At 42.1% G+C, this 23,908-nt stretch carries 29 protein-coding genes and 1 other annotated feature; all 29 genes read left to right on the top strand.

The annotated features are described in order from the left end of the window. The first annotated feature begins 2 nt into the window (after positions 1-2). The 29 genes from rpmG to rplX all read left to right on the top strand — a co-directional run bounded on the left by rpmG (position 3) and on the right by rplX (position 23,885). Positions 3-152 carry a 50S ribosomal protein L33 gene (rpmG, locus tag AWT60_RS13860; protein WP_008356502.1) on the top strand — a complete coding sequence of 50 codons (150 nt, stop codon included), beginning with the start codon at positions 3-5 and terminating at the stop codon, positions 150-152. A 34-nt stretch (positions 153-186) separates the two neighbouring features. Next, positions 187-363, top strand: a complete 177-nt coding sequence (secE, locus tag AWT60_RS13855) for a preprotein translocase subunit SecE (protein ID WP_008345422.1) — start codon at positions 187-189, stop codon at positions 361-363. Positions 364-534: 171 nt separating this feature from the next. Beyond that, complete coding sequence (gene nusG / locus AWT60_RS13850; protein WP_003217197.1) at positions 535-1,068, top strand: transcription termination/antitermination protein NusG; 534 nt, start codon at positions 535-537, stop codon at positions 1,066-1,068. Between the two features lie 171 nt (positions 1,069-1,239). Further along, complete coding sequence (gene rplK, locus AWT60_RS13845) at positions 1,240-1,665, top strand: 50S ribosomal protein L11 (protein ID WP_003216956.1); 426 nt, start codon at positions 1,240-1,242, stop codon at positions 1,663-1,665. Between the two features lie 99 nt (positions 1,666-1,764). Further along, positions 1,765-2,463, top strand: a complete 699-nt coding sequence (gene rplA / locus AWT60_RS13840) for a 50S ribosomal protein L1 (protein ID WP_017359164.1) — start codon at positions 1,765-1,767, stop codon at positions 2,461-2,463. A gap of 49 nt (positions 2,464-2,512) precedes the next feature. Continuing rightward, positions 2,513-2,653: a sequence feature (ribosomal protein L10 leader region), on the top strand. A 69-nt stretch (positions 2,654-2,722) separates the two neighbouring features. Continuing rightward, on the top strand, positions 2,723-3,223 hold the full coding sequence (gene rplJ / locus AWT60_RS13835; RefSeq protein WP_024425590.1) for a 50S ribosomal protein L10: 501 nt from the start codon (positions 2,723-2,725) through the stop codon (positions 3,221-3,223). A gap of 48 nt (positions 3,224-3,271) precedes the next feature. After that, positions 3,272-3,637 (top strand): 50S ribosomal protein L7/L12, encoded by a 366-nt coding sequence (gene rplL / locus AWT60_RS13830; RefSeq protein WP_008345418.1) that lies wholly within the window; start codon positions 3,272-3,274, stop codon positions 3,635-3,637. A 96-nt stretch (positions 3,638-3,733) separates the two neighbouring features. Further along, positions 3,734-4,339 (top strand): class I SAM-dependent methyltransferase, encoded by a 606-nt coding sequence (locus AWT60_RS13825; RefSeq protein WP_024425591.1) that lies wholly within the window; start codon positions 3,734-3,736, stop codon positions 4,337-4,339. A gap of 255 nt (positions 4,340-4,594) precedes the next feature. After that, the gene (gene rpoB / locus AWT60_RS13820; RefSeq protein WP_076839362.1) at positions 4,595-8,176 is read left to right on the top strand and encodes a DNA-directed RNA polymerase subunit beta; all 3,582 of its coding nucleotides are present in this window, start codon (positions 4,595-4,597) and stop codon (positions 8,174-8,176) included. A gap of 61 nt (positions 8,177-8,237) precedes the next feature. Beyond that, complete coding sequence (rpoC, locus tag AWT60_RS13815; protein ID WP_024425592.1) at positions 8,238-11,837, top strand: DNA-directed RNA polymerase subunit beta'; 3,600 nt, start codon at positions 8,238-8,240, stop codon at positions 11,835-11,837. 144 nt (positions 11,838-11,981) lie between these two features. Further along, positions 11,982-12,230, top strand: a complete 249-nt coding sequence (locus AWT60_RS13810; protein ID WP_024425593.1) for a 50S ribosomal protein L7ae-like protein — start codon at positions 11,982-11,984, stop codon at positions 12,228-12,230. A 113-nt stretch (positions 12,231-12,343) separates the two neighbouring features. Then, a complete protein-coding gene (rpsL, locus tag AWT60_RS13805; protein WP_008356518.1) occupies positions 12,344-12,763 on the top strand; it encodes a 30S ribosomal protein S12 in 420 nt (139 codons plus the stop codon). A 121-nt stretch (positions 12,764-12,884) separates the two neighbouring features. Continuing rightward, entirely contained in the window at positions 12,885-13,355 is a 471-nt protein-coding gene (gene rpsG, locus AWT60_RS13800) for a 30S ribosomal protein S7 (RefSeq protein ID WP_008356520.1), read from the top strand. 54 nt (positions 13,356-13,409) lie between these two features. Further along, the gene (gene fusA, locus AWT60_RS13795; protein WP_041105661.1) at positions 13,410-15,488 is read left to right on the top strand and encodes an elongation factor G; all 2,079 of its coding nucleotides are present in this window, start codon (positions 13,410-13,412) and stop codon (positions 15,486-15,488) included. A gap of 118 nt (positions 15,489-15,606) precedes the next feature. Continuing rightward, positions 15,607-16,797 (top strand): elongation factor Tu, encoded by a 1,191-nt coding sequence (tuf, locus tag AWT60_RS13790; RefSeq protein WP_034283892.1) that lies wholly within the window; start codon positions 15,607-15,609, stop codon positions 16,795-16,797. Between the two features lie 109 nt (positions 16,798-16,906). Continuing rightward, a complete protein-coding gene (locus AWT60_RS13785; protein WP_076839360.1) occupies positions 16,907-17,866 on the top strand; it encodes an alpha/beta fold hydrolase in 960 nt (319 codons plus the stop codon). A 218-nt stretch (positions 17,867-18,084) separates the two neighbouring features. Beyond that, positions 18,085-18,393 carry a 30S ribosomal protein S10 gene (gene rpsJ / locus AWT60_RS13780; RefSeq protein WP_003156464.1) on the top strand — a complete coding sequence of 103 codons (309 nt, stop codon included), beginning with the start codon at positions 18,085-18,087 and terminating at the stop codon, positions 18,391-18,393. Between the two features lie 37 nt (positions 18,394-18,430). Continuing rightward, entirely contained in the window at positions 18,431-19,060 is a 630-nt protein-coding gene (gene rplC, locus AWT60_RS13775; protein ID WP_024425597.1) for a 50S ribosomal protein L3, read from the top strand. Positions 19,061-19,087: 27 nt separating this feature from the next. After that, entirely contained in the window at positions 19,088-19,711 is a 624-nt protein-coding gene (rplD, locus tag AWT60_RS13770) for a 50S ribosomal protein L4 (protein ID WP_024425598.1), read from the top strand. Then, a complete protein-coding gene (rplW, locus tag AWT60_RS13765; RefSeq protein ID WP_003217016.1) occupies positions 19,711-19,998 on the top strand; it encodes a 50S ribosomal protein L23 in 288 nt (95 codons plus the stop codon). Before rplD ends, rplW begins: the two co-directional genes overlap by 1 nt. Before the next feature lie 28 nt (positions 19,999-20,026). Beyond that, the gene (gene rplB, locus AWT60_RS13760; RefSeq protein ID WP_024425599.1) at positions 20,027-20,860 is read left to right on the top strand and encodes a 50S ribosomal protein L2; all 834 of its coding nucleotides are present in this window, start codon (positions 20,027-20,029) and stop codon (positions 20,858-20,860) included. Between the two features lie 57 nt (positions 20,861-20,917). Next, positions 20,918-21,196: a 30S ribosomal protein S19 gene (rpsS, locus tag AWT60_RS13755; protein ID WP_003216920.1), complete on the top strand. Its 279-nt coding sequence runs from the start codon at positions 20,918-20,920 to the stop codon at positions 21,194-21,196. 17 nt (positions 21,197-21,213) lie between these two features. Next, positions 21,214-21,555, top strand: coding sequence for a 50S ribosomal protein L22 (gene rplV / locus AWT60_RS13750; RefSeq protein ID WP_007496316.1), 342 nt, complete (start codon positions 21,214-21,216; stop codon positions 21,553-21,555). A 3-nt stretch (positions 21,556-21,558) separates the two neighbouring features. Continuing rightward, positions 21,559-22,215 (top strand): 30S ribosomal protein S3, encoded by a 657-nt coding sequence (gene rpsC, locus AWT60_RS13745; protein ID WP_003217241.1) that lies wholly within the window; start codon positions 21,559-21,561, stop codon positions 22,213-22,215. A gap of 1 nt (position 22,216) precedes the next feature. Further along, complete coding sequence (gene rplP, locus AWT60_RS13740; protein WP_003156478.1) at positions 22,217-22,651, top strand: 50S ribosomal protein L16; 435 nt, start codon at positions 22,217-22,219, stop codon at positions 22,649-22,651. Then, the gene (rpmC, locus tag AWT60_RS13735; RefSeq protein ID WP_003217155.1) at positions 22,641-22,841 is read left to right on the top strand and encodes a 50S ribosomal protein L29; all 201 of its coding nucleotides are present in this window, start codon (positions 22,641-22,643) and stop codon (positions 22,839-22,841) included. The genes rplP and rpmC overlap by 11 nt, the downstream gene beginning before the upstream one ends. A gap of 25 nt (positions 22,842-22,866) precedes the next feature. Then, entirely contained in the window at positions 22,867-23,130 is a 264-nt protein-coding gene (gene rpsQ, locus AWT60_RS13730; protein WP_012008705.1) for a 30S ribosomal protein S17, read from the top strand. A 39-nt stretch (positions 23,131-23,169) separates the two neighbouring features. Beyond that, a complete protein-coding gene (gene rplN, locus AWT60_RS13725; protein WP_003216882.1) occupies positions 23,170-23,538 on the top strand; it encodes a 50S ribosomal protein L14 in 369 nt (122 codons plus the stop codon). Positions 23,539-23,573: 35 nt separating this feature from the next. After that, on the top strand, positions 23,574-23,885 hold the full coding sequence (gene rplX, locus AWT60_RS13720) for a 50S ribosomal protein L24 (protein ID WP_008356538.1): 312 nt from the start codon (positions 23,574-23,576) through the stop codon (positions 23,883-23,885). The last annotated feature ends 23 nt before the right edge of the window (positions 23,886-23,908 follow it).

The following is a 23,908-nucleotide window of genomic DNA, read 5'->3' as shown; positions in this document are numbered from 1 at the left end:
ATATGAGGAAAAAGATTACTCTAGCCTGTAAAGACTGCGGAAGCCGCAATTATACGACAATGAAAAGTGTTGCTTCAGCAGCTGAAAGATTAGAAGTTAAGAAATATTGCAAGACTTGTAATTCACATAAAACACATTTAGAAACGAAGTAAGATTTGCGTTCTTTAATCTGTGGAGGTCTTTTACATGCGTATTATCAGTTTCTTAAAAAGTGTCGGAAAAGAAATGAAAAAGGTCAGCTGGCCAAAGAAGAACGAAATGGTCCGCTACACAATCACTGTTATTTTAACAGTCGTGTTCTTTGCCATCTTTTTCTCTTTTCTTGATATAGGAATCTCACAATTAATCGAATTAATTCATTAATACTTGAATAATGGTCTGCTGAACGTGCTATAATAGATCATAATATGACTTGCCAAAAAACCCGTTTTACGGGTTTTTTCAATTGCTTGAAAATATTTACCGGTACTCGAGATTCGTCAAATAGACATTATGAAATGTGGGGAGGGAAGGACTAAATAGTCCTGAACGAAAATGGAAAAGAATTGGTATGTTGTGCATACGTACTCTGGCTATGAAAACAAAGTAAAAGCGAACTTGGAAAAGCGTGTTGAATCAATGGGCATGCAGGATAAAATCTTCCGCGTCGTCGTACCAGAAGAAGAAGAAACCGATATTAAAAATGGTAAGAAAAAAGTCGTCAAAAAGAAAGTGTTCCCTGGCTATGTCCTAGTGGAAATCGTGATGACTGACGACTCTTGGTATGTCGTTCGTAATACACCGGGTGTCACTGGATTCGTTGGATCAGCTGGATCAGGATCAAAGCCGACTGCGCTGCTGCCAGGCGAAGCCGAAACCATTCTGAAGAGAATGGGTCTTGAAGAACGCAAAACAGAAATCGACTTTGAACTGAAAGAAACAGTTAAGGTCATCGATGGACCATTTGCTAACTTCACTGGCTCCATTGAAGAAATTGACTACGATAAAAGCAAAGTCAAAGTATTCGTTAATATGTTTGGTAGAGAAACACCTGTTGAACTTGAGTTCACGCAGATCGATAAATTGTAATTTAAAAGAGCTTGAAATGAGTGTATAGAAGTGGTAATATAGCAAAGGTACGTCTTGAGTTCACTCAAGATCGCTAGCTAGTTATTTCGTCATTCATATAAAGAATGAAGTTGTTGAGTGGGAGGGGGATTCCCCTATTACCACATCACGGACTTTAAGGAGGTGTGTCTCGTGGCTAAAAAAGTAGTTAAAGTTGTTAAATTGCAAATTCCTGCTGGAAAAGCTAACCCAGCTCCACCAGTTGGACCTGCACTAGGTCAAGCCGGTGTTAATATCATGGGATTCTGTAAGGAGTTTAACGCTCGTACAGCTGACCAAGCTGGTCTTATCATTCCTGTTGAAATTTCGGTTTTTGAAGACCGTTCATTTACATTTATTACTAAAACTCCACCTGCTGCAGTTTTACTTAAAAAAGCAGCTGGTATTGAGTCTGGTTCTGGTGAACCTAACCGTAATAAAGTGGCAACTGTTAAGCGTGATAAAGTACGCGAAATCGCGGAAACAAAAATGCCTGACTTAAACGCTGCTAGCGTTGAATCAGCTATGCGCATGGTTGAAGGTACTGCACGCAGTATGGGTATTGTCATCGAAGATTAATTTTTTGTCTTGTTGGGTTGCGAGTTTGGTTTTGACAAGTTCGCAACCCTTATTCGTGGGAGGTTATTCCGCTAAAACCACATAAGGAGGATTTTTATAATGGCTAAAAAAGGTAAAAAGTATGTAGAAGCTGCTAAGCTGATAGATCGTACGAAAGCGTATGATGTAGCTGAAGCTGTTTCTCTTACAAAAAAAGCAAATACAGCTAAATTTGATGCGACTGTAGAAGTTGCTTTTCGTTTGGGCGTAGACCCTCGTAAAAACGATCAACAAATCCGCGGTGCAGTTGTACTTCCTAACGGAACTGGTAAAACTCAACGCGTTCTTGTGTTCGCTAAAGGCGAAAAAGCAAAAGAAGCAGAAGCTGCTGGAGCAGACTACGTTGGAGATTCTGATTACATCACTAAAATCCAACAAGGCTGGTTCGAATTCGATGTAATCGTTGCGACACCTGACATGATGGGTGAAGTTGGTAAGATCGGTCGTGTACTTGGACCAAAAGGTCTTATGCCAAACCCTAAAACAGGAACTGTAACGTTCGAAGTTGAAAAGGCAATCAATGAAATCAAAGCTGGTAAAGTAGAATACCGCGTTGATAAAGCTGGTAACATCCACGCGCCAATCGGAAAGGTTTCTTTCGAGGACGAAAAGCTTGTTGAGAACTTTGCAACAATCTATGACACAATCCTTAAAGCAAAACCTGCAGCGGCTAAAGGTGTATACGTGAAAAACGTTTCTGTTACATCTACTATGGGCCCTGGCGTGAAAGTGGATCCATCTTCTTTCTCTGCAAAATAATTCTTGACTTATGACAACCATTTTGATAATATCAAAATGTTGTAAAATAGAATAATGTCCATTTATACCGTAGACAGCAGGGGCCTTATGGCTTAAATAACCCGCCGAGGTGTATATGTCACAGTCTTACGTTAACGTATGCTTGTATATACAGCCTCCATGTCTTAATGGAGGCTTTTTATATGGAGAACCGTTCGTTAGGAACGTGATGGCCTGATCGGTATAAGTGTTACACAAAGAATGTACAGGAGGTGTAACCATGAGCAATGCAATCGATACTAAAAAAGTTGTCGTTGATGAAATTACTTCTAAATTTAAAGATAGTATGTCTACTGTCATTGTAGATTACCGCGGTCTTTCAGTTTCTGAAGTGACTGAACTTCGTAAACAGCTTCGTGAAGCTGGCGTAGAATTCAAAGTTTACAAAAACACTTTGACTCGCCGTGCAGTTGAACAAGTTGAACTAACGGGTTTAAACGATTTCTTAACAGGTCCAAACGCTATCGCATTCAGTAACGAAGATGTTATCGCACCTGCGAAAATCATCAACGAATTTGCGAAAAGCCACGAAGCTTTAGAAATCAAAGCTGGTGTCATCGAAGGAAACGTAGCGACTGTAGAAGAAGTGAAGGCTCTTGCGGAACTTCCGTCTCGCGAAGGCTTACTTTCTATGTTGCTTAGCGTTCTTCAAGCTCCAGTTCGTAACCTTGCTCTTGCTACTAAAGCAGTTGCAGATCAAAAAGAAGAACAAGGCGCTTAATGCGTACTTTACGTTTACGTAAAAAAACTTAAAATGGAGGAATTACAAATGGCTTTAAATATCGAAGAAATCATTGCTTCAGTTAAAGAAGCAACTGTACTTGAGTTAAACGACTTAGTAAAAGCAATCGAAGAAGAATTTGGCGTAACTGCTGCTGCTCCTGTAGCTGTAGCTGCTGGTGGCGGTGCTGCTGCTGAAGAAAAAACTGATTTTGATCTAGTACTTGCTGGTGCTGGAGACCAAAAAATTAAAGTTATCAAAGTGGTTCGTGAAATCACTGGTCTTGGCTTGAAAGAAGCTAAAGAACTTGTTGACAACACTCCAAAACCACTTAAAGAAGGTATTGCTAAAGAAGAAGCTGAAGAACTTAAAGCTAAGCTTGAAGAAGTTGGCGCTTCTGTAGAAGTTAAGTAATCTTCGCCTATCCTTTTGGGAAAGCTCGCTTTTACTGGCGGGCTTTTTCTTTTCTAATCTCCTGAAACGATTGAATCCAGAGGAGGTCCATTCACCATGAGTGACCACTATTATACGGAAAAGCCATCAGTAAAAAGCAATAAACAGACATGGGACTTCACCTTGAGAAACCGTACCTTTACTTTTACAAGTGACAGTGGAGTGTTTTCTAAGAAAGAAGTCGACTTTGGTTCAAGGCTTTTAATTGAAGCTTTCGAAGAACCTGATTTGGATGGCGATGTCTTAGATGTCGGTTGCGGTTATGGACCGATTGGCTTATCGTTAGCAAACGAAATGACTAGCCGTACCATTCATATGATTGATGTGAACGAAAGAGCAGTCGAACTTTCAAAGGAAAACGCTAAACATAATCGCATTGATAATGTTCGCATCTATCAAAGTGATTTGTTCTCGAATGTTCATTCCTCAGCTGCTTTTGCCTCTATACTGACCAATCCCCCAATACGGGCAGGGAAGAAAGTTGTACATGCGATCTTTGAAAAAAGTGCTGATCATTTATTGCCGGAAGGTGAGTTGTGGGTGGTTATTCAGAAAAAGCAAGGTGGACCATCTGCGATTGAAAAATTAGAGCAGCTCTTTGGAGAAGTCGAGGTTGTGTTGAAAAAAAAGGGCTACTATATAATCAAAGCTAAAAAAGTTTGACGCAGTTTCCTAGCTGTGTTAACATTATAAAATGCCAATGTGTATATTTTGCTTGATAGGCTTAAAAAACAACTATTTTGTATAAATTATGCATACTTGGGAAAACTAATAAAATCGGTATTTGTTTTTGGATGTGGTTTTCTTATTTTAGAAACCCTTTTTTCTTTTGTCTTGTAAAAGTATTTCTTTACTGACATTTGAAAGACAGAAATACTTTTTACACATATAATACGCATGATTTGAGGGGTGAATCAGTTGACAGGTCAACTAGTTCAGTATGGACGACACCGCCAGCGCAGAAGCTACGCACGCATAAGCGAAGTGTTAGAATTACCAAATCTCATTGAAATTCAAACCTCTTCTTATCAGTGGTTTCTTGATGAGGGTCTTAGAGAGATGTTTCAAGATATATCCCCAATTGAGGATTTTACTGGTAACCTTTCTCTTGAATTCATTGATTACAGCCTAGGGGATCCTAAGTATCCTGTAGCAGAATCAAAAGAACGTGATGTAACTTACTCTGCTCCACTAAGAGTAAAAGTTCGTTTAATTAACAAAGAAACTGGAGAAGTAAAAGACCAAGATGTGTTTATGGGTGATTTCCCAATCATGACAGACACAGGTACTTTTATCATTAATGGTGCGGAACGTGTAATCGTTTCTCAGTTAGTGCGTTCTCCAAGTGTATATTTCAGTGGTAAAGTAGACAAAAACGGTAAAAAAGGTTTTACTGCGACTGTCATTCCAAACCGTGGCGCATGGTTAGAATACGAAACTGATGCGAAGGATGTAGTCTATGTACGCATCGATCGCACACGTAAGTTGCCGGTTACGGTTCTTTTGCGTGCTCTCGGCTTCAGCTCTGATCAAGAGATTCTTGACCTCATTGGCGAGAATGAATACTTACGCAACACACTGGAAAAAGACAATACAGAGAATGCCGATAAAGCACTTCTCGAAATCTACGAGCGCCTCCGTCCTGGAGAGCCGCCAACTGTTGAAAATGCGAAAAGCTTGCTAGACTCTCGCTTCTTCGATCCGAAGAGATATGACCTAGCAAATGTTGGACGCTACAAGATTAATAAGAAGCTTCATATTAAAAATAGACTGTTCAATCAAAAATTGGCTGAAACGCTAGTTGATCCTGAAACAGGTGAAATTCTAGCAGAAAAAGGTCAAATTTTAGACAGAAGAGTTCTTGATAAAGTTCTTCCATACTTAGAAAACGGCATCGGATTTAGAAAGCTTTATCCTAATGGTGGCGTAGTAGAAGATGAAGTAGAACTTCAATCTATTAAGATTTATGCACCGACTGATCAAGAAGGCGAGCAAGTGATCAACGTGATTGGAAATGCATATGTAGAGGAAGCTGTGAAAAACATCACGCCTTCTGACATCATTGCATCAATCAGTTACTTCTTCAACCTTCTTCATGGTGTAGGTGACACAGATGATATCGACCACCTTGGTAACCGTCGTCTGCGTTCTGTAGGTGAACTTCTGCAAAACCAATTCCGTATTGGTTTAAGCAGAATGGAGCGTGTTGTTCGTGAAAGAATGTCGATTCAAGACACAAACACGATCACACCTCAGCAGCTGATCAACATTCGTCCTGTGATCGCTTCTATCAAAGAGTTCTTTGGTAGCTCTCAGCTTTCTCAGTTCATGGATCAAACAAACCCGCTTGCTGAATTGACGCACAAACGTCGTCTGTCAGCGCTTGGACCGGGTGGTTTGACACGTGAGCGTGCAGGAATGGAAGTTCGTGACGTTCACTACTCTCACTATGGACGTATGTGTCCGATCGAAACACCAGAGGGTCCAAACATTGGTTTGATCAACTCTCTATCTTCATTTGCAAAAGTGAATCGCTTCGGATTTATCGAAACACCTTACCGCCGGGTTGATCCTGAGACTGGTAAAGTAACACCGAGAATCGATTACTTAACTGCTGATGAAGAGGATAACTACGTAGTAGCACAAGCGAACGCTCAGTTAGCTGATGATGGTTCGTTTATCGATGATAATATCATTGCTCGTTTCAGAGGGGAAAACACCGTTGTTCCTCGAAACCGCGTTGACTACATGGACGTTTCGCCAAAGCAGGTTGTTTCTGCAGCGACAGCATGTATCCCATTCTTAGAAAACGATGACTCTAACCGTGCTCTAATGGGAGCGAACATGCAGCGTCAGGCTGTGCCTTTGATGCAGCCAGAATCACCGATTGTTGGTACAGGTATGGAGTACGTATCAGGTAAAGACTCTGGTGCTGCTGTCATCTGCCGCTACCCAGGTGTTGTAGAACGTGTAGAAGCAAAAAATATTTGGGTTCGCCGTTATGAAGACGTTGACGGACAACAAGTCAAAGGAAACCTTGACAAATACAGCCTGCTGAAATTTGTCCGCTCTAACCAAGGGACTTGCTACAACCAGCGTCCTATCGTAAGTGTTGGAGATGAAGTCGTTAAAGGGGAAATCCTTGCAGACGGTCCTTCTATGGAAAAAGGTGAATTGGCTCTAGGACGTAACGTCATGGTCGGCTTCATGACTTGGGACGGTTACAACTACGAGGATGCGATCATCATGAGTGAGCGCCTTGTAAAAGATGACGTCTACACGTCTATTCATATTGAAGAATATGAATCAGAAGCTCGTGATACAAAGCTTGGACCTGAAGAAATCACTCGTGATATTCCAAACGTTGGGGAAGATGCTTTACGCAACCTTGACGAGCGCGGAATTATCCGTATTGGTGCAGAAGTAAAAGACGGAGACCTTCTTGTAGGTAAAGTAACGCCTAAAGGTGTAACTGAACTAACAGCTGAAGAACGTCTATTACATGCAATCTTCGGTGAAAAGGCTCGTGAAGTTCGTGATACGTCACTACGTGTTCCACACGGCGGCGGCGGAATTATCCACGATGTAAAAGTCTTCAACCGTGAAGATGGAGATGAATTACCTCCAGGTGTAAACCAATTAGTCCGCGTATACATCGTTCAGAAGCGTAAGATTTCTGAAGGTGACAAAATGGCCGGACGACATGGTAACAAAGGGGTTATCTCTAAAATCCTTCCAGAAGAAGATATGCCTTATCTTCCAGACGGAACACCGATCGATATCATGTTGAACCCTCTAGGGGTACCATCTCGTATGAACATCGGTCAGGTACTTGAGCTTCATATGGGTATGGCTGCACGTTACCTCGGCATCCACATTGCGTCACCAGTATTTGATGGTGCGCGCGAGGAAGATGTTTGGGAAACGCTTGAAGAAGCAGGTATGTCCCGTGATGCGAAAACAGTCCTTTATGACGGTCGAACTGGTGAACCATTCGACAACCGTGTATCTGTCGGAATCATGTACATGATCAAACTGGCTCACATGGTTGACGATAAACTTCACGCTCGTTCAACTGGACCATACTCACTTGTTACGCAGCAGCCACTTGGCGGTAAAGCACAGTTTGGTGGTCAGCGTTTCGGAGAGATGGAAGTATGGGCACTTGAAGCTTACGGTGCAGCATATACACTTCAAGAGATCTTAACAGTTAAATCGGATGACGTTGTGGGGCGTGTGAAAACATACGAAGCCATCGTCAAAGGGGATAACGTACCTGAACCAGGTGTCCCTGAATCATTCAAAGTGTTAATCAAAGAACTTCAAAGTTTAGGTATGGATGTGAAAATCCTATCTGGCGATGAAGAAGAGATAGAAATGAGAGATTTAGAAGACGATGAGGAAACGAAGAAAGCAGACGGATTAGCGTTATCTAATGACGAAGAAGCTGCAGACCTCGCACCTGTCGATCTTGAACGTGACGCAGTCACAAAAGAATAGCAGAAACGATTAGAGCAAGTGACTAGGGTATAACCCGAAGATTAAAAGGGAGGTAGGCCCCTTGCTAGATGTGAACAATTTTGAGTATATGAACATCGGTCTCGCATCACCTGATAAAATCCGTTCTTGGTCTTTTGGTGAAGTGAAAAAGCCTGAAACGATTAACTATCGTACACTGAAACCTGAAAAAGATGGTCTCTTTTGTGAACGTATCTTCGGACCGCAAAAAGACTGGGAATGTCATTGTGGGAAGTATAAACGCGTTCGGTATAAGGGTGTTGTATGTGACCGTTGTGGTGTAGAAGTAACACGGGCAAAAGTCCGTCGTGAGAGAATGGGGCATATCGAACTGGCTGCCCCAGTTTCCCACATTTGGTATTTCAAAGGTATCCCAAGCCGTATGGGTCTTGTTCTTGATATGTCACCACGTGCGTTAGAAGAAGTGATTTACTTCGCTTCTTACGTCGTGACAGATCCGGGCAATACACCGCTTGAGAAGAAACAACTTCTTTCTGAGAAAGAATTCCGTGCTTATTTAGATAAATACGGTAATACATTCCAAGCGGCTATGGGTGCAGAAGCAATCAACAAACTTCTTCAAGATATCGATCTTGTAAAAGAAGTGGATACACTGAAAGAAGAGCTGAAAACTGCTCAAGGACAGCGCCGTACACGTGCGATCAAACGTCTTGAAGTGTTAGAAGCCTTCCGTAACTCAGGAAACAAACCATCTTGGATGATTCTTGATGTACTTCCGGTTATTCCGCCAGAATTACGTCCAATGGTTCAGCTTGATGGTGGACGTTTTGCTACTTCTGACTTGAACGACCTTTATCGTCGTGTCATCAACCGTAACAATCGTCTGAAGCGTTTATTAGATCTTGGCGCGCCAAGCATCATCGTTCAGAACGAGAAGCGTATGCTTCAAGAAGCTGTCGATGCCTTGATTGATAATGGACGTAGAGGCCGACCAGTAACAGGACCAGGAAATCGACCATTGAAATCTCTTTCTCACATGCTGAAAGGGAAACAAGGACGTTTCCGTCAAAACTTGCTTGGTAAACGTGTTGACTATTCTGGACGTTCCGTTATCGTCGTAGGACCACATTTGAAAATGTATCAGTGTGGACTTCCTAAAGAAATGGCTCTTGAATTATTCAAACCATTCGTGATGAAGGAGCTTGTTGAAAAAGGATTAGCTCACAATATCAAGAGTGCGAAGCGTAAAATTGAGCGCGTGCAGCCGGAAGTATGGGATGTTTTAGAATCAGTTATTCGTGAGCATCCAGTCTTACTAAACCGTGCACCGACTCTTCACAGACTTGGTATTCAAGCGTTTGAACCTACACTTGTGGAAGGACGCGCAATTCGTCTGCATCCACTTGTATGTACAGCCTACAACGCTGACTTTGACGGTGACCAAATGGCGGTTCACGTACCATTGTCTGCTGAAGCTCAAGCTGAAGCTCGTATCTTAATGCTTGCTGCTCAAAACATTTTGAACCCGAAAGATGGAAAACCAGTTGTTACGCCATCTCAGGATATGGTGCTTGGTAACTACTACCTTACACTTGAGCGCAAAGGTGCTATCGGAGAAGGTATGGTCTTCAAAGATACTGACGAAGCCCTTCTAGCTTATCAAAATGGTTATGTGCATCTTCATACACGTGTAGCTGTTGCAGCTAGCTCGTTGAAGAATGTGACATTCACTGATGAACAGCGTTCTAAATTGTTGATTACAACAGTTGGAAAACTGATCTTTAACGAAATCTTACCGGAATCATTCCCATACATGAATGAGCCGACAAAGAGCAATATTGAAGAAAAAACGCCTGATCGTTTCTTCCTTGAAAAAGGTGAGGATGTAAAAGCTGCGATCGAGAAACAAGAAATCAATGCGCCGTTCAAAAAAGGTATTTTAGGTAAAATCATTGCAGAAATCTTTAAGAGATTCCATATCACTGAGACATCTAAAATGCTTGACCGCATGAAAAATCTTGGTTTCAGATACTCTACTAAAGCCGGTATTACGGTTGGTGTGTCTGATATCGTCGTATTAGATGATAAGCAGCAAATTCTTGAAGAAGCACAAGCAAAAGTAGATAACGTCATGAAGCAATTCAGACGTGGTTTGATTACTGAAGAAGAGCGTTATGAGAGAGTTATTTCAATCTGGAGTTCTTCTAAAGATGTGATCCAAGGTAAACTGATGAAGTCCCTTGATGAAGTCAACCCAATCTACATGATGAGTGACTCTGGAGCGCGTGGTAACGCATCTAACTTCACTCAGCTGGCTGGTATGCGTGGTCTGATGGCCAACCCGGCTGGACGTATCATTGAACTTCCGATTAAATCTAGTTTCCGTGAAGGTTTAACCGTATTGGAATACTTTATTTCCACTCACGGTGCGCGTAAAGGTCTTGCCGATACAGCCCTTAAAACAGCTGACTCAGGTTACCTCACGCGTCGTCTCGTTGACGTTGCACAGGATGTCATTATCCGTGAAACAGATTGCGGTACAGACCGTGGAATCTTGGCGAAGTCTATTAAAGAAGGAAATGAAATTATTGAGAAACTTGAAGAACGTCTGATTGGACGTTTTGCAAGAAAACCAATTGTTCATCCTGAAACAGGCGAAGTCATTGTAGCCGAAAACGAACTAATTGATGAAGATAAAGCACTTGAAGTAGTTGAAGCAGGAATTGAGGAAGTATGGATCCGTTCTGCATTTACATGTAACACGCCTCATGGTGTATGTAAACGATGCTACGGCCGTAACCTTGCAACTGGTACTGACGTTGAAGTCGGTGAAGCAGTTGGAATCATCGCTGCACAATCAATCGGTGAGCCAGGAACACAGCTTACAATGCGTACGTTCCACACCGGTGGGGTAGCAGGAGACGATATCACTCAAGGTCTACCTCGTATCCAAGAGCTATTTGAAGCGCGTAATCCGAAAGGGCAAGCGACAATTTCTGAAATTGATGGTGTCGTTGCTGAAATTAACGATGTTCGTGACAAGCAGCAGGAAATTGTGGTTCAAGGCGAAGTTGAAACTCGCTCATACACAGCTCCTTACAATGCACGTCTGAAAGTTGTTGAAGGTGACACAGTTACTCGTGGTCAAGTACTTACAGAAGGTTCGATCGATCCGAAAGAACTTCTTAAAGTGACTGACATGACAGCTGTTCAAGAATATCTGCTTCATGAAGTACAAAAAGTATACCGTATGCAAGGGGTAGAAATCGGAGATAAGCACGTAGAGGTAATGGTTCGCCAAATGCTTCGTAAAGTGCGTGTCGCTGATGCAGGGGATACAGACGTATTACCAGGCACACTTCTTGATGTACATCAATTCACTGAAGCGAACAAAAAAGTACTATTCGAAGGCAAACGTCCTGCAACAGGCCGTCCAGTTCTTCTTGGTATTACAAAAGCTTCGCTTGAAACAGACTCATTCTTGTCTGCAGCATCCTTCCAAGAAACGACTCGTGTCCTTACAGATGCGGCGATCAAAGGAAAACGTGATGAACTGCTTGGCTTGAAAGAGAATGTGATCATTGGTAAACTTGTTCCTGCTGGAACGGGAATGCCAAACTACCGTAAAGTTAAGCCGGTATCGCAAGTGCAGCCGTCTGACGATATGGTTCCTGTAGAGTAATCTTTCTCGTGAGATTCCTATAAAATCATCAAAAATGGTGAAGGATGTCAAGATAATCTGTCATACGATATTGACATCCTTCTGCCATGATGATAATATAACCAAGGTGCTCAAAATAAAACCTGTTACTTTGGAGGATATTCGATGTCTTATGATAAAGTATCACAGGCTCAATCCATTATTATTGGTACGAAGCAAACAGTAAAAGCTCTAAAACGAGATTCAGTAAAGGAAGTCGTCGTAGCGAAAGATGCTGATCCTGCTTTAACTGCTAGTGTATTGAAACTAGCGCAAGAGAAGGGTGTAGACATTTTAGTGGTAGATTCCATGAAAAAGCTCGGCAAGGCCTGCGGAATTGAAGTTGGGGCAGCAGCTGTTGCCATTATGTTATAACGTACTTGTTTTGTTTTTGCATGCTTAAAATGCAAAAGCATTGTTTTTTGCCTTTTGATGAACCACCTGGGTATGTGGGTTATAAAAAAAGTAATGAAGGGAGGAATAACAACATGCCTACAATTAATCAGCTAGTACGCAAAGGACGCGTGAGTAAAGTTGAAAACTCAAAGTCTCCTGCACTTAACAAAGGATACAACAGTTTCAAAAAAGAGCACACTAACGTAACATCTCCACAGAAGCGCGGGGTTTGTACTCGTGTCGGTACAATGACACCGAAAAAACCAAACTCAGCACTACGTAAATATGCTCGTGTACGTTTGTCTAACCTGATTGAAGTAACAGCTTACATTCCTGGTATCGGACATAACCTACAAGAGCACAGTGTAGTACTTATCCGTGGCGGACGTGTAAAAGACTTACCGGGTGTACGTTACCACATCGTTCGTGGTGCGCTTGATACTGCCGGAGTTGACGGTCGTATGCAAGGACGTTCTAAATACGGAACAAAACGCCCTAAACAAAGCAAATAATACAAACAAACATAAGGGTTTTTAGAAGTTGATATCAGATCAGTGGAGTCAGGAAGCTGACAATGATATTGAGATGAGAGACAGATAGAAATCCTTTTAAAAGAGAAGGGAGGCTATTCAGATGCCACGTAAAGGTCCTGTAGCAAAAAGAGACGTATTGCCAGATCCAATTTACAATTCTAAACTTGTATCTCGTTTGATCAACAAAATGATGATCGACGGTAAAAGAGGAAAAGCACAAACAATTCTCTACAAGTCATTTGATATCATCAAAGAACGTACTGGTAATGAAGCGATGGAGGTTTTCGAACAAGCCTTGAAAAACATCATGCCAGTTCTTGAAGTTAAAGCACGTCGTGTAGGTGGAGCTAACTACCAAGTTCCTGTAGAAGTTCGCCCAGACCGTCGTACTACTTTAGGTCTTCGCTGGTTAGTAAACTACGCTCGTCTTCGTGGAGAAAAAACGATGGAAGAGCGTCTTGCTAACGAAATCCTTGACGCAGCTAACAACACTGGTGCTGCTGTTAAGAAACGTGAAGATACACACAAAATGGCAGAAGCGAACAAAGCATTCGCTCACTACCGCTGGTAGGATTTATACCAAACTAAAAAAACTATTCCCTAATGAGGAAGGAGAAATTACCCAATGGCAAGAGAGTTCTCCTTAGACAAAACTCGTAATATTGGTATCATGGCTCACATCGATGCCGGTAAAACGACAACGACTGAGCGTATCTTATACTACACTGGTCGTATCCATAAAATTGGTGAAACTCACGAAGGAGCTTCACAAATGGACTGGATGGAGCAGGAGCAAGAACGTGGTATTACAATCACTTCTGCTGCTACTACAGCACAATGGAAAGGTTACCGTGTAAACATCATCGATACACCAGGACACGTAGACTTCACTGTTGAAGTTGAACGCTCTTTACGTGTACTTGATGGTGCGGTTGCTGTTCTTGATGCACAATCAGGTGTAGAGCCACAAACTGAAACAGTTTGGCGCCAAGCAACAACTTACGGAGTACCTCGTATCGTATTCGTTAACAAAATGGATAAAACCGGTGCGGACTTCCTTTACTCTGTAAGCACATTAAGAGATCGTCTTCAAGCGAACGCTCATGCAATTCAATTGCCGATCGGCGCTGAAGATCAATTCGAAGGAATCATCGACCTTGTAGAAAACGTAGCATACTTCTACGAAGATGACCTTGGAACTCGCTCTGATGCTAAAGAAATCCCTGCTGAGTATAAAGACAAAGCTGAAGAGCTTCGCAACAGCCTAATTGAAGCTGTCGCTGAGCTTGATGAAGAGCTTATGGAAAAATACCTTGAGGGTGAAGAAATCACAATTCCTGAATTGAAAGCTGCAATCCGTAAAGGAACATTGAATGTTGAATTCTACCCAGTTCTTGTTGGATCTGCTTTCAAAAACAAAGGTGTTCAGCTTGTACTTGACGCTGTGCTTGACTACCTTCCTGCACCAACTGATGTTGCTGCAATCAAAGGTATCCTGCCAGATTCAAATGAAGAGGTTGTTCGTGAGTCTACTGATGACGCACCATTCGCAGCTCTTGCATTTAAAGTTATGACTGACCCTTATGTTGGGAAACTAACTTTCTTCCGCGTGTACTCTGGAACACTTGATTCTGGTTCATACGTGAAGAACTCTTCTAAGAACAAGCGTGAACGTGTTGGACGTATCCTTCAAATGCACGCAAACAGCCGTGAAGAAATCTCTACTGTATATGCAGGGGATATCGCAGCAGCTGTAGGTCTTAAAGATACATCTACTGGTGACACTCTTTGTGACGAGAAAAATCTTGTTATCCTTGAGTCTATGGAATTCCCAGAGCCAGTTATCGATGTAGCTATCGAGCCTAAATCTAAGGCTGACCAAGATAAAATGAGTATCGCTTTAGCTAAACTAGCTGAAGAGGATCCAACATTCCGTACACAAACAAACCCTGAAACTGGTCAAACGATCATCTCTGGTATGGGTGAGCTTCACCTTGATATCATTGTTGACCGTATGAAGCGTGAGTTCAAGGTTGAAGCTAACGTAGGTGCGCCTCAAGTTGCGTACCGTGAAACATTCCGTTCTGGTGCAAAAGTTGAAGGTAAATTCGTACGTCAGTCTGGTGGACGCGGTCAGTTCGGACACGTTTGGATCGAATTCGAACCAAACGAAGAAGGCGCAGGATTCGAATTTGAAAATGCAATCGTCGGTGGGGTTGTTCCACGTGAATACATCCCAGCAATTCAAGCAGGTCTTGAAGATTCACTTGAAAATGGTGTATTAGCTGGATTCCCATTAATCGACATCAAAGCAAAATTATTTGATGGATCTTACCACGATGTTGACTCTAACGAAATGGCGTTCAAAATTGCTGCATCTATGGCATTGAAAAATGCTGTCAGCAAATGTAACCCAGTTCTACTTGAGCCAATGATGAAAGTGGAAGTTGTTATCCCTGAAGAATACATGGGAGACATCATGGGTGATATCACATCTCGTCGTGGACGTGTAGAAGGTATGGAAGCTCGCGGTAACGCTCAAGTTGTTCGCGCTATGGTTCCACTTTCTGAAATGTTCGGATATGCTACTGCACTCCGTTCTAACACACAAGGACGCGGTACTTTCACTATGCACATGGATCACTACGAAGAAGTGCCTAAGAGCATCAGTGAAGAAATCATCAAAAAAAATAAAGGTGAATAATTGATTTTGCCTTTAAACTAAAGTATAACTACTATTGAAGATCAGAAAGTGAGAGGTAACTCTTCACTTTCTATCACTCTATACCAAATACAATGAACCTTTAAGGAGGATTTTTAGAATGGCTAAAGAAAAATTCGACCGTTCCAAATCGCATGCTAACATTGGTACAATTGGACACGTTGACCATGGTAAAACAACTCTAACTGCTGCTATCTCAACAGTTCTTCATAAGAAATCTGGTAAAGGTACAGCTATGGCTTATGACCAAATCGATGGTGCTCCAGAAGAGCGTGAGCGTGGAATCACAATCTCAACTGCACACGTTGAGTATGAAACTGAAACTCGTCACTATGCACACGTAGACTGCCCAGGACACGCTGACTATGTTAAAAACATGATCACTGGTGCTGCTCAAATGGACGGCGCGATCTTAGTAGTATCTGCTGCTGATGGTCCAATGCCACAAACACGTGAGCACATCCTACTTTCTCGTAACGTAGGTGTACCATACATCGTAGTATTCCTTAACAAATGTGACATGGTTGACGATGAAGAGTTACTTGAACTTGTTGAAATGGAAGTTCGTGACCTTCTTTCTGACTATGACTTCCCTGGTGACGATGTACCAGTTATCAAAGGTTCTGCTCTTAAAGCTCTTGAAGGAGATGCTGATTACGAAGCAAAAATCTTTGAACTTATGGATGCGGTTGATGAGTACATCCCAACTCCAGAGCGTGACACTGAGAAGCCATTCATGATGCCAGTTGAGGACGTATTCTCAATCACTGGTCGTGGAACAGTTGCTACTGGTCGTGTTGAGCGTGGACAAGTTAAAGTCGGTGACGAAGTTGAAATCATCGGTCTTCAAGAAGAAAACGGTAAAACAACTGTTACTGGTGTTGAAATGTTCCGTAAACTTCTTGACTATGCTGAAGCTGGTGACAACATCGGTGCACTACTTCGTGGTGTATCTCGTGAAGATATCCAACGTGGTCAAGTACTTGCTAAACCAGGTACAATCACTCCACACAGCCGTTTCAAAGCTGAAGTTTATGTACTTTCTAAAGAAGAGGGTGGACGTCATACTCCATTCTTCGCTAACTACCGTCCGCAGTTCTACTTCCGTACAACTGACGTAACTGGTATCGTACATCTTCCAGAAGGTACTGAAATGGTAATGCCTGGTGATAACACTGAGATGGAAGTTGAACTTATCTCTACTATCGCTATCGAAGAAGGAACTCGTTTCTCTATCCGTGAGGGTGGACGTACTGTAGGTTCTGGTGTCGTTTCAACTATCATTAAGTAATAAACATACAAAAGAGACTCCTTGCAAAAGGGTCTCTTTTTTTGCTTTTCCAGATCAGAACGGCTACTATAAGCTATAGAATCTAAATGGAACCGAGAGGATCGCTGGAATGGCAAAGACATATTTGAAAAAATGGTCGATCGGCGGGATTGACCAATGGATTATGATGAAAGAAGACCAGACGAGTGAAACGAAGCCTGTACTTTTATTTTTACACGGAGGGCCCGGCTCGGCTCAAATCAGTTATATTGATTCCTTTCTCGAGGAACTTGATCAGGACTTTACAGTTGTCCATTGGGATCAGCGTGGCGCAGGACTTTCCTATCAAGAGAATCTTCCTGATGCATCGATGACCATTCAGCAATTTATTGAAGACACGATTGAACTGACAGAGAAGCTTCTATCTTATCTAGGTCATTCAAAATTGTATATTGCAGGATACTCGTGGGGATCATTAATTGCCATACAAGCAGTACATAAGCGTCCGGATCTTTATCATGCTTATTATGGGATTAGTCAGGTAGTAGATGTGTTAAAGGAAGATATCGTATCGTACGAGCTCCTTTTGAAGAAATACCGTCGCAATCGGCTGTTTACTGGGTGTCTGCGATTACTGACACCTCCTCCATGGAAACGGACATCAGCTCATGCCTTGTTTTCTCTATATAAAGAGTTTGCGAGCGTAGGTCTCACACATAGATGGAAGCCGGTTTTTCAAATACTAAAAGGGTTTCTTTTTAGTAAGCAATATCAGCTGAAAGATAAATGGAAGTTCATAAAAGGGCAGAAGTTTAGTCAAGACAAGTTATGGGATCAGCTAATGAATGAGAGTATTCAATACCGAGTTTCTACTATATTAATACCGTGCTACTTTCTCATTGGCGATCACGACATGATAACACCAGCTGCTGTATCAAAACCATATGTTGAGCAATTAAAAGCACCAATCAAAGAATGGTTTGTCTTTAAAGACTCTGCACATTCTCCGCATATCGAAGAGCCAGATGAATTTATACGTATCATAAGAAAGACTGCTATACATCATCTTCAGGGAAAGCTTGATTTATAGGCTGAATCCCTGTATAATATGAAAAGTGTGCAAATCATAAATTTATCCGATTTATTATTGCAACACGCAGGCCAATTTGGTACAATAGTGCATGTTGGTCTTTGACTGCGATGAAGTGAGAGGTTGCTGACACACCCGGCCGCTTTGCCATGGCGAGGTGATCAGGTTTTTCTCACGGAGAACTGTCTAACGTAAGTAGGCGAAAAGGAGGGAAAATAATGGCAAAACAAAAAATTCGTATTCGTTTAAAAGCATATGATCATAGAATTCTTGATCAATCTGCTGAGAAGATTGTTGAAACGGCTAAGCGTTCTGGTGCTAGTGTATCTGGTCCAATCCCGCTTCCAACTGAAAAATCAGTTTACACAATCCTTCGTGCGGTGCATAAGTACAAAGATTCTCGTGAGCAATTCGAGATGCGTACTCACAAACGTCTAATCGACATCGTGAATCCAACTCCGCAAACAGTTGATGCACTTATGCGTTTAGATTTACCATCTGGTGTAGATATCGAAATCAAACTTTAATTCAAATAGAAAACACATATTATAGGAGGTGTGACTAATGACCAAAGGAATCTTAGGTAGAAAAATTGGTATGACGCAAGTATTCGCAGAAAACGGTGATCTTATCCCTGTAACTGTTGTTGAGGCTGCTGCTAACGTTGTTCTTCAAAAGAAGACTGTTGACACGGATGGCTATGAAGCAATCCAAATCGGTTTTGATGACAAACGTGAAAAGCTTTCTAACAAACCAGAGAAAGGCCACGTTGCTAAAGCGGAAACTGCTCCTAAGCGCTTCGTAAAAGAATTACGCGGTGCGGAGTTAGATGCGTATGAAGTTGGTCAGGAAGTCAAAGTTGATATTTTCGCAAATGGAGATATCGTAGATGTAACAGGAACATCAAAAGGTAAAGGATTCCAAGGGGCTATCAAACGCCACGGACAATCACGCGGACCAATGACTCACGGTTCACGTTACCACCGTCGTCCTGGTTCAATGGGACCTGTTGATCCAAACCGTGTATTCAAAGGTAAACTTCTTCCAGGTCGTATGGGCGGAGAGCAAATCACTGTCCAAAACCTTGAGATCGTTAAAGTTGATGCAGAACGCAATCTTCTATTGATCAAAGGAAACGTACCAGGAGCTAAAAAATCTCTAGTAACTGTAAAGAGTGCAGTTAAATCTAAATAACTCTCTTAGGAAAGGAGGAAACAAGTCATGCCAAAAGTAGCATTATATAACCAAAACGGTTCTACTAACGGTGAAATCGAATTAAACGCTTCTGTGTTTGGAATCGAGCCAAACGAAAGCGTAGTATTCGATGCTATTCTTATGCAAAGAGCTTCCTTACGTCAAGGAACTCACAAAGTAAAAACTCGTTCTGAAGTACGTGGCGGAGGTCGTAAGCCTTGGAGACAGAAGGGTACAGGTCGTGCTCGTCAAGGTTCTATCCGTTCACCACAATGGCGCGGAGGCGGTATCGTATTCGGTCCAACACCACGCAGTTATTCTTATAAATTACCTAAAAAAGTTCGCCGCTTGGCTATCAAGTCAGTATTGTCTTCTAAAGTAATCGACAACAACATCATCGTTCTTGAAGATCTGACTCTTGATGCAGTGAAAACGAAAGAATTCGCAGGCATCCTTAAAGGATTATCTGTTGAGAAGAAAGCGTTGATCGTCACTGCGGATGCAAACGAAACAGTTGCTTTATCTGCTCGTAACATCCCTGGAGTAACAGTTGTTGAAGCTAACGGTATCAACGTTCTTGACGTTGTCAACCACGACAAACTTCTGATCACTAAAGCAGCGGTTGAAAAAGTAGAGGAGGGACTTGCATAATGAAAGATCCTCGTGATGTTCTAAAGCGCCCTATCATTACTGAACGTTCTGCTGATCTAATGACAGAGAAGAAGTACACGTTCGAAGTTGATGTCAGAGCTAACAAAACAGAAGTGAAAGACGCTGTTGAAGAAATCTTTGGAGTGAAAGTTGAGAAAGTCAACGTTCAAAACTACAAAGGAAAATCAAAACGCGTTGGACGCTACACTGGTATGACTAGCCGTCGCAGAAAAGCGATCGTGAAATTAACTGCTGACAGCAAAGAAATCGAAATTTTTGAAGCGTAAATCTTAAAAAGAAGGAGGGAAATTCAAAATGGCGATTAAAAAGTATAAACCAACCAGTAATGGTCGTCGTGGCATGACTACTTCAGATTTTGCTGAAATCACGACTGACAAACCAGAAAAATCGTTGCTTGCACCGCTACACAAAAAAGGCGGACGTAACAACCAAGGTAGATTGACTGTTCGTCATCAAGGTGGCGGTCATAAACGTCAATACCGTATCATCGACTTTAAGCGTGATAAAGACGGTATACCTGGACGCGTTGCTACAATCGAGTATGATCCAAACCGTTCAGCTAACATCGCTCTTGTAAACTATGCAGATGGTGAGAAACGTTACATTCTTGCTCCGAAAGGAATCCAAGTTGGTACTGAAGTTACTTCTGGTCCAGAAGCTGACATCAAACCAGGTAATGCTCTTCCACTTATCAACATCCCAGTTGGTACAGTTGTGCATAACATTGAATTAAAACCAGGTAAAGGTGGACAATTAGTTCGTTCTGCTGGTACTTCTGCTCAAGTTCTTGGTAAAGAAGGTAAATACGTTCTTGTACGTTTGAACTCAGGAGAAGTTCGCATGATTCTTTCTGCTTGCCGTGCGACTATCGGTCAAGTTGGAAACGAGCAACACGAATTAATCAACATCGGTAAAGCTGGACGTTCTCGCTGGAAAGGCGTACGCCCAACAGTTCGTGGTTCTGTAATGAACCCTAACGATCACCCACACGGTGGTGGTGAAGGACGCGCTCCAATCGGACGTAAATCACCAATGTCTCCATGGGGTAAACCGACTCTTGGATTCAAGACTCGTAAGAAAACCAACAAGTCTGATAAATTCATTGTACGTCGTCGTAAAAACAAGTAACGGGGTTGTCTACGGTTCATTTAGGACCGTAGTTCAATCACGAAGGGAGGTTCCACAATGGCTCGCAGCTTAAAAAAAGGACCATTTGTTGATGATCATTTGATGGCTAAAGTCGAGAAATTGAATGAAACTGACAAAAAGCAAGTCGTAAAAACTTGGTCTCGTCGTTCTACAATTTTCCCACAATTCATCGGTCACACAATCGCTGTCTATGACGGACGCAAACATGTACCTGTTTTCATTTCTGAAGATATGGTAGGTCATAAATTGGGCGAATTCGCACCAAGCCGTACTTACAAAGGTCATGCTAGTGACGATAAAAAAACAAGACGCTAATGAGAGGAGGCTTTTAAATGCAAGCTAAAGCTGTCGCAAGAACAGTCCGTATTGCTCCTCGTAAAGCACGTCTAGTAATGGACCTGATCCGAGGTAAGCAAGTAGGAGAAGCAGTTTCTATCTTAAACCTTACACCTAAGGCTGCTTCACCAATTATTGAAAAAGTATTAAAATCTGCTATCGCAAACGCTGAGCACAACTACGAGTTGGACGCTAACAGCCTAGTGATTACTCAAGCATTCGTTGACGAAGGTCCAACACTTAAGAGATTCCGTCCACGTGCTATGGGTCGTGCGAGCGCAATTAACAAACGTACTAGCCACATTACAATCGTTGTATCAGAAAAGAAGGAGGGATAATCCGTGGGTCAAAAGGTAAATCCAGTAGGTCTTCGTATTGGCGTCATTCGTGATTGGGAATCTAAATGGTTCGCAGGAAAAGATTACGCTGACTTCTTACATGAAGACTTGAAAATCCGTGAATTCATCAGCAAGCGTTTGTCTGACGCGTCTGTTTCTAAAGTAGAAATCGAACGTGCTGCAAACCGCGTAAATATCACAATCCACACGGCTAAACCAGGTATGGTAATTGGTAAAGGCGGATCTGAAGTTGAAGCACTTCGTAAAGCTCTTAACAGCCTAACTGGCAAACGTGTACACATCAACATTCTTGAAATCAAGAGAGCAGATCTTGATGCTCAGCTAGTTGCTGAAAACATCGCTCGTCAACTTGAAAACCGTATTTCATTCCGTCGTGCACAAAAACAAACAATCCAACGCACAATGCGTGCTGGAGCACAAGGAATCAAAACAATGGTTTCTGGTCGTCTTGGCGGTGCAGATATTGCTCGTTCTGAATATTACAGTGAAGGTACTGTTCCATTGCACACACTTCGTGCTGACATCGACTATGCTACTGCTGAAGCTGACACTACTTATGGTAAGCTTGGCGTAAAAGTATGGATCTATCGTGGAGAAGTCCTTCCAACTAAGAAGAATACTGCGGAAGGAGGAAAATAATATGTTATTGCCAAAACGCGTGAAGTATCGCAGAGAACATCGTGGAAAAATGCGTGGTCGTGCAAAAGGCGGTACTGAAGTACATTTCGGTGAGTACGGTATCCAAGCTCTTGAAGCTTCTTGGATCACAAACCGTCAAATCGAAGCTGCTCGTATTGCTATGACTCGTTACATGAAACGTGGCGGTAAAGTTTGGATTAAAATTTTCCCTTCTAAGCCATACACAGCTAAACCTCTAGAGGTCCGCATGGGTTCCGGTAAAGGTGCTCCAGAAGGATGGGTAGCTGTAGTAAAACCGGGCAAAGTTTTATTTGAAATTTCTGGTGTGTCTGAAGAAGTTGCTCGTGAAGCTCTTCGTCTTGCATCTCACAAATTGCCAATTAAAACGAAGTTCGTAAAACGTGAAGAAATTGGTGGTGAATCAAATGAAAGCTAATGAAATTCGTGACCTTACCACTGCTGAAATTGAACAAAAAGTAAAGTCTCTTAAAGAAGAACTTTTCAATCTTCGTTTCCAATTAGCGACTGGGCAGCTTGAAAATACTGCTCGCATTCGTGAAGTGCGTAAATCAATCGCACGCATGAAAACTGTGATTCGTCAAAGAGAAATCGCTGCTAATAAATAATAATTAGAGGGGAGGCCCCGCAAACATGAGCGAACGTAACCAACGTAAAGTGTATCAAGGTCGTGTTGTTTCTGACAAAATGGATAAAACCATCACTGTTGTAGTTGAAACATACAAAAAGCATTCACTTTATGGAAAACGTGTAAGATACTCTAAAAAGTTAAAAGCACATGATGAAAACAACCAAGCAAAAATCGGAGACATCGTAAAGGTCATGGAAACTCGTCCTTTATCTGCGACTAAACGCTTTCGTCTAGTTGAAGTTGTCGAAGAAGCCGTTATTATCTAATAAAGTTCGGATTTCTTTTTCCGAAAGGAGGTAACATTAATGATTCAACAGGAGACTCGTTTAAAAGTAGCTGACAACTCTGGCGCACGCGAAGTACTAACGATTAAAGTTCTTGGTGGCTCTGGACGTAAAACGGCTAACATCGGTGATGTCATTGTTTGTACGGTTAAACAAGCAACACCTGGAGGCGTTGTCAAAAAAGGTGAAGTTGTGAAAGCAGTTATCGTTCGTACTAAGAGCGGAGCTCGCAGAAACGATGGATCTTACATCAGTTTTGACGAAAATGCATGTGTCATCATCCGTGACGACAAGAGCCCACGTGGAACTCGTATCTTCGGACCAGTAGCACGTGAACTTCGTGAAAACAACTATATGAAAATTGTTTCTCTAGCACCAGAAGTACTTTAATGAATACAATCCGCGACTCAAGGAGGTGCGATTAAATGCATGTTAAAAAGGGCGATAAAGTAGTGGTTATCTCTGGTAAAGATAAAGGTAAACAAGGTGTCATCCTTGCTGCTTTCCCTAAAAAGGAACGTGTTTTAGTAGAAGGTATTAACCTTGTGAAAAAACACTCTAAACCAACCCAAGCTAACCCTCAAGGCGGAATTTCTGAACAAGAAGCGCCGATTCACGTATCAAACGTAATGCCGCTTGATCCTAAAACGGGTGAAGTGACACGTGTTGGATATAAAGTTGAGGACGGAAAGAAAGTCCGTGTAGCGAAAAAATCTGGGCAAGTTCTAGATAAATAGTAAATAAGGAAGGGAGGTCTTTC

The sequence above is a fragment of the Bacillus sp. F2HM genome (assembly GCF_019266135.1).
GTDB classification, from domain to species: domain Bacteria; phylum Bacillota; class Bacilli; order Bacillales; family Bacillaceae; genus Bacillus; species Bacillus safensis.
Note: the sequence above shows the minus strand (reverse complement) of the source record. Positions and strands in the feature narration are given on the sequence as shown.

Excerpts from the sequence above, each read along its gene's own strand:
- AWT60_RS13825 (WP_024425591.1), top strand. The coding sequence starts at position 3,734 with ATGAGTGACCACTATTATACGGAAAAGCCATCAGTAAAAAGCAATAAA.
- rplD (WP_024425598.1), top strand. The coding sequence starts at position 19,088 with ATGCCAAAAGTAGCATTATATAACCAAAACGGTTCTACTAACGGTGAA.
- rplJ (WP_024425590.1), top strand. The coding sequence starts at position 2,723 with ATGAGCAATGCAATCGATACTAAAAAAGTTGTCGTTGATGAAATTACT.
- AWT60_RS13785 (WP_076839360.1), top strand. The coding sequence starts at position 16,907 with ATGGCAAAGACATATTTGAAAAAATGGTCGATCGGCGGGATTGACCAA.
- rpsL (WP_008356518.1), top strand. The coding sequence starts at position 12,344 with ATGCCTACAATTAATCAGCTAGTACGCAAAGGACGCGTGAGTAAAGTT.
- secE (WP_008345422.1), top strand. The coding sequence starts at position 187 with ATGCGTATTATCAGTTTCTTAAAAAGTGTCGGAAAAGAAATGAAAAAG.
- rpsQ (WP_012008705.1), top strand. The coding sequence starts at position 22,867 with ATGAGCGAACGTAACCAACGTAAAGTGTATCAAGGTCGTGTTGTTTCT.
- nusG (WP_003217197.1), top strand. The coding sequence starts at position 535 with ATGGAAAAGAATTGGTATGTTGTGCATACGTACTCTGGCTATGAAAAC.
- rpmC (WP_003217155.1), top strand. The coding sequence starts at position 22,641 with ATGAAAGCTAATGAAATTCGTGACCTTACCACTGCTGAAATTGAACAA.
- tuf (WP_034283892.1), top strand. The coding sequence starts at position 15,607 with ATGGCTAAAGAAAAATTCGACCGTTCCAAATCGCATGCTAACATTGGT.
- rpmG (WP_008356502.1), top strand. The coding sequence starts at position 3 with ATGAGGAAAAAGATTACTCTAGCCTGTAAAGACTGCGGAAGCCGCAAT.
- rplV (WP_007496316.1), top strand. The coding sequence starts at position 21,214 with ATGCAAGCTAAAGCTGTCGCAAGAACAGTCCGTATTGCTCCTCGTAAA.
- rplB (WP_024425599.1), top strand. The coding sequence starts at position 20,027 with ATGGCGATTAAAAAGTATAAACCAACCAGTAATGGTCGTCGTGGCATG.
- rplW (WP_003217016.1), top strand. The coding sequence starts at position 19,711 with ATGAAAGATCCTCGTGATGTTCTAAAGCGCCCTATCATTACTGAACGT.
- rpsS (WP_003216920.1), top strand. The coding sequence starts at position 20,918 with ATGGCTCGCAGCTTAAAAAAAGGACCATTTGTTGATGATCATTTGATG.
- fusA (WP_041105661.1), top strand. The coding sequence starts at position 13,410 with ATGGCAAGAGAGTTCTCCTTAGACAAAACTCGTAATATTGGTATCATG.
- rplX (WP_008356538.1), top strand. The coding sequence starts at position 23,574 with ATGCATGTTAAAAAGGGCGATAAAGTAGTGGTTATCTCTGGTAAAGAT.
- rplA (WP_017359164.1), top strand. The coding sequence starts at position 1,765 with ATGGCTAAAAAAGGTAAAAAGTATGTAGAAGCTGCTAAGCTGATAGAT.
- rplP (WP_003156478.1), top strand. The coding sequence starts at position 22,217 with ATGTTATTGCCAAAACGCGTGAAGTATCGCAGAGAACATCGTGGAAAA.
- rpsJ (WP_003156464.1), top strand. The coding sequence starts at position 18,085 with ATGGCAAAACAAAAAATTCGTATTCGTTTAAAAGCATATGATCATAGA.
- rpsG (WP_008356520.1), top strand. The coding sequence starts at position 12,885 with ATGCCACGTAAAGGTCCTGTAGCAAAAAGAGACGTATTGCCAGATCCA.
- rplN (WP_003216882.1), top strand. The coding sequence starts at position 23,170 with ATGATTCAACAGGAGACTCGTTTAAAAGTAGCTGACAACTCTGGCGCA.
- rplL (WP_008345418.1), top strand. The coding sequence starts at position 3,272 with ATGGCTTTAAATATCGAAGAAATCATTGCTTCAGTTAAAGAAGCAACT.
- AWT60_RS13810 (WP_024425593.1), top strand. The coding sequence starts at position 11,982 with ATGTCTTATGATAAAGTATCACAGGCTCAATCCATTATTATTGGTACG.
- rplC (WP_024425597.1), top strand. The coding sequence starts at position 18,431 with ATGACCAAAGGAATCTTAGGTAGAAAAATTGGTATGACGCAAGTATTC.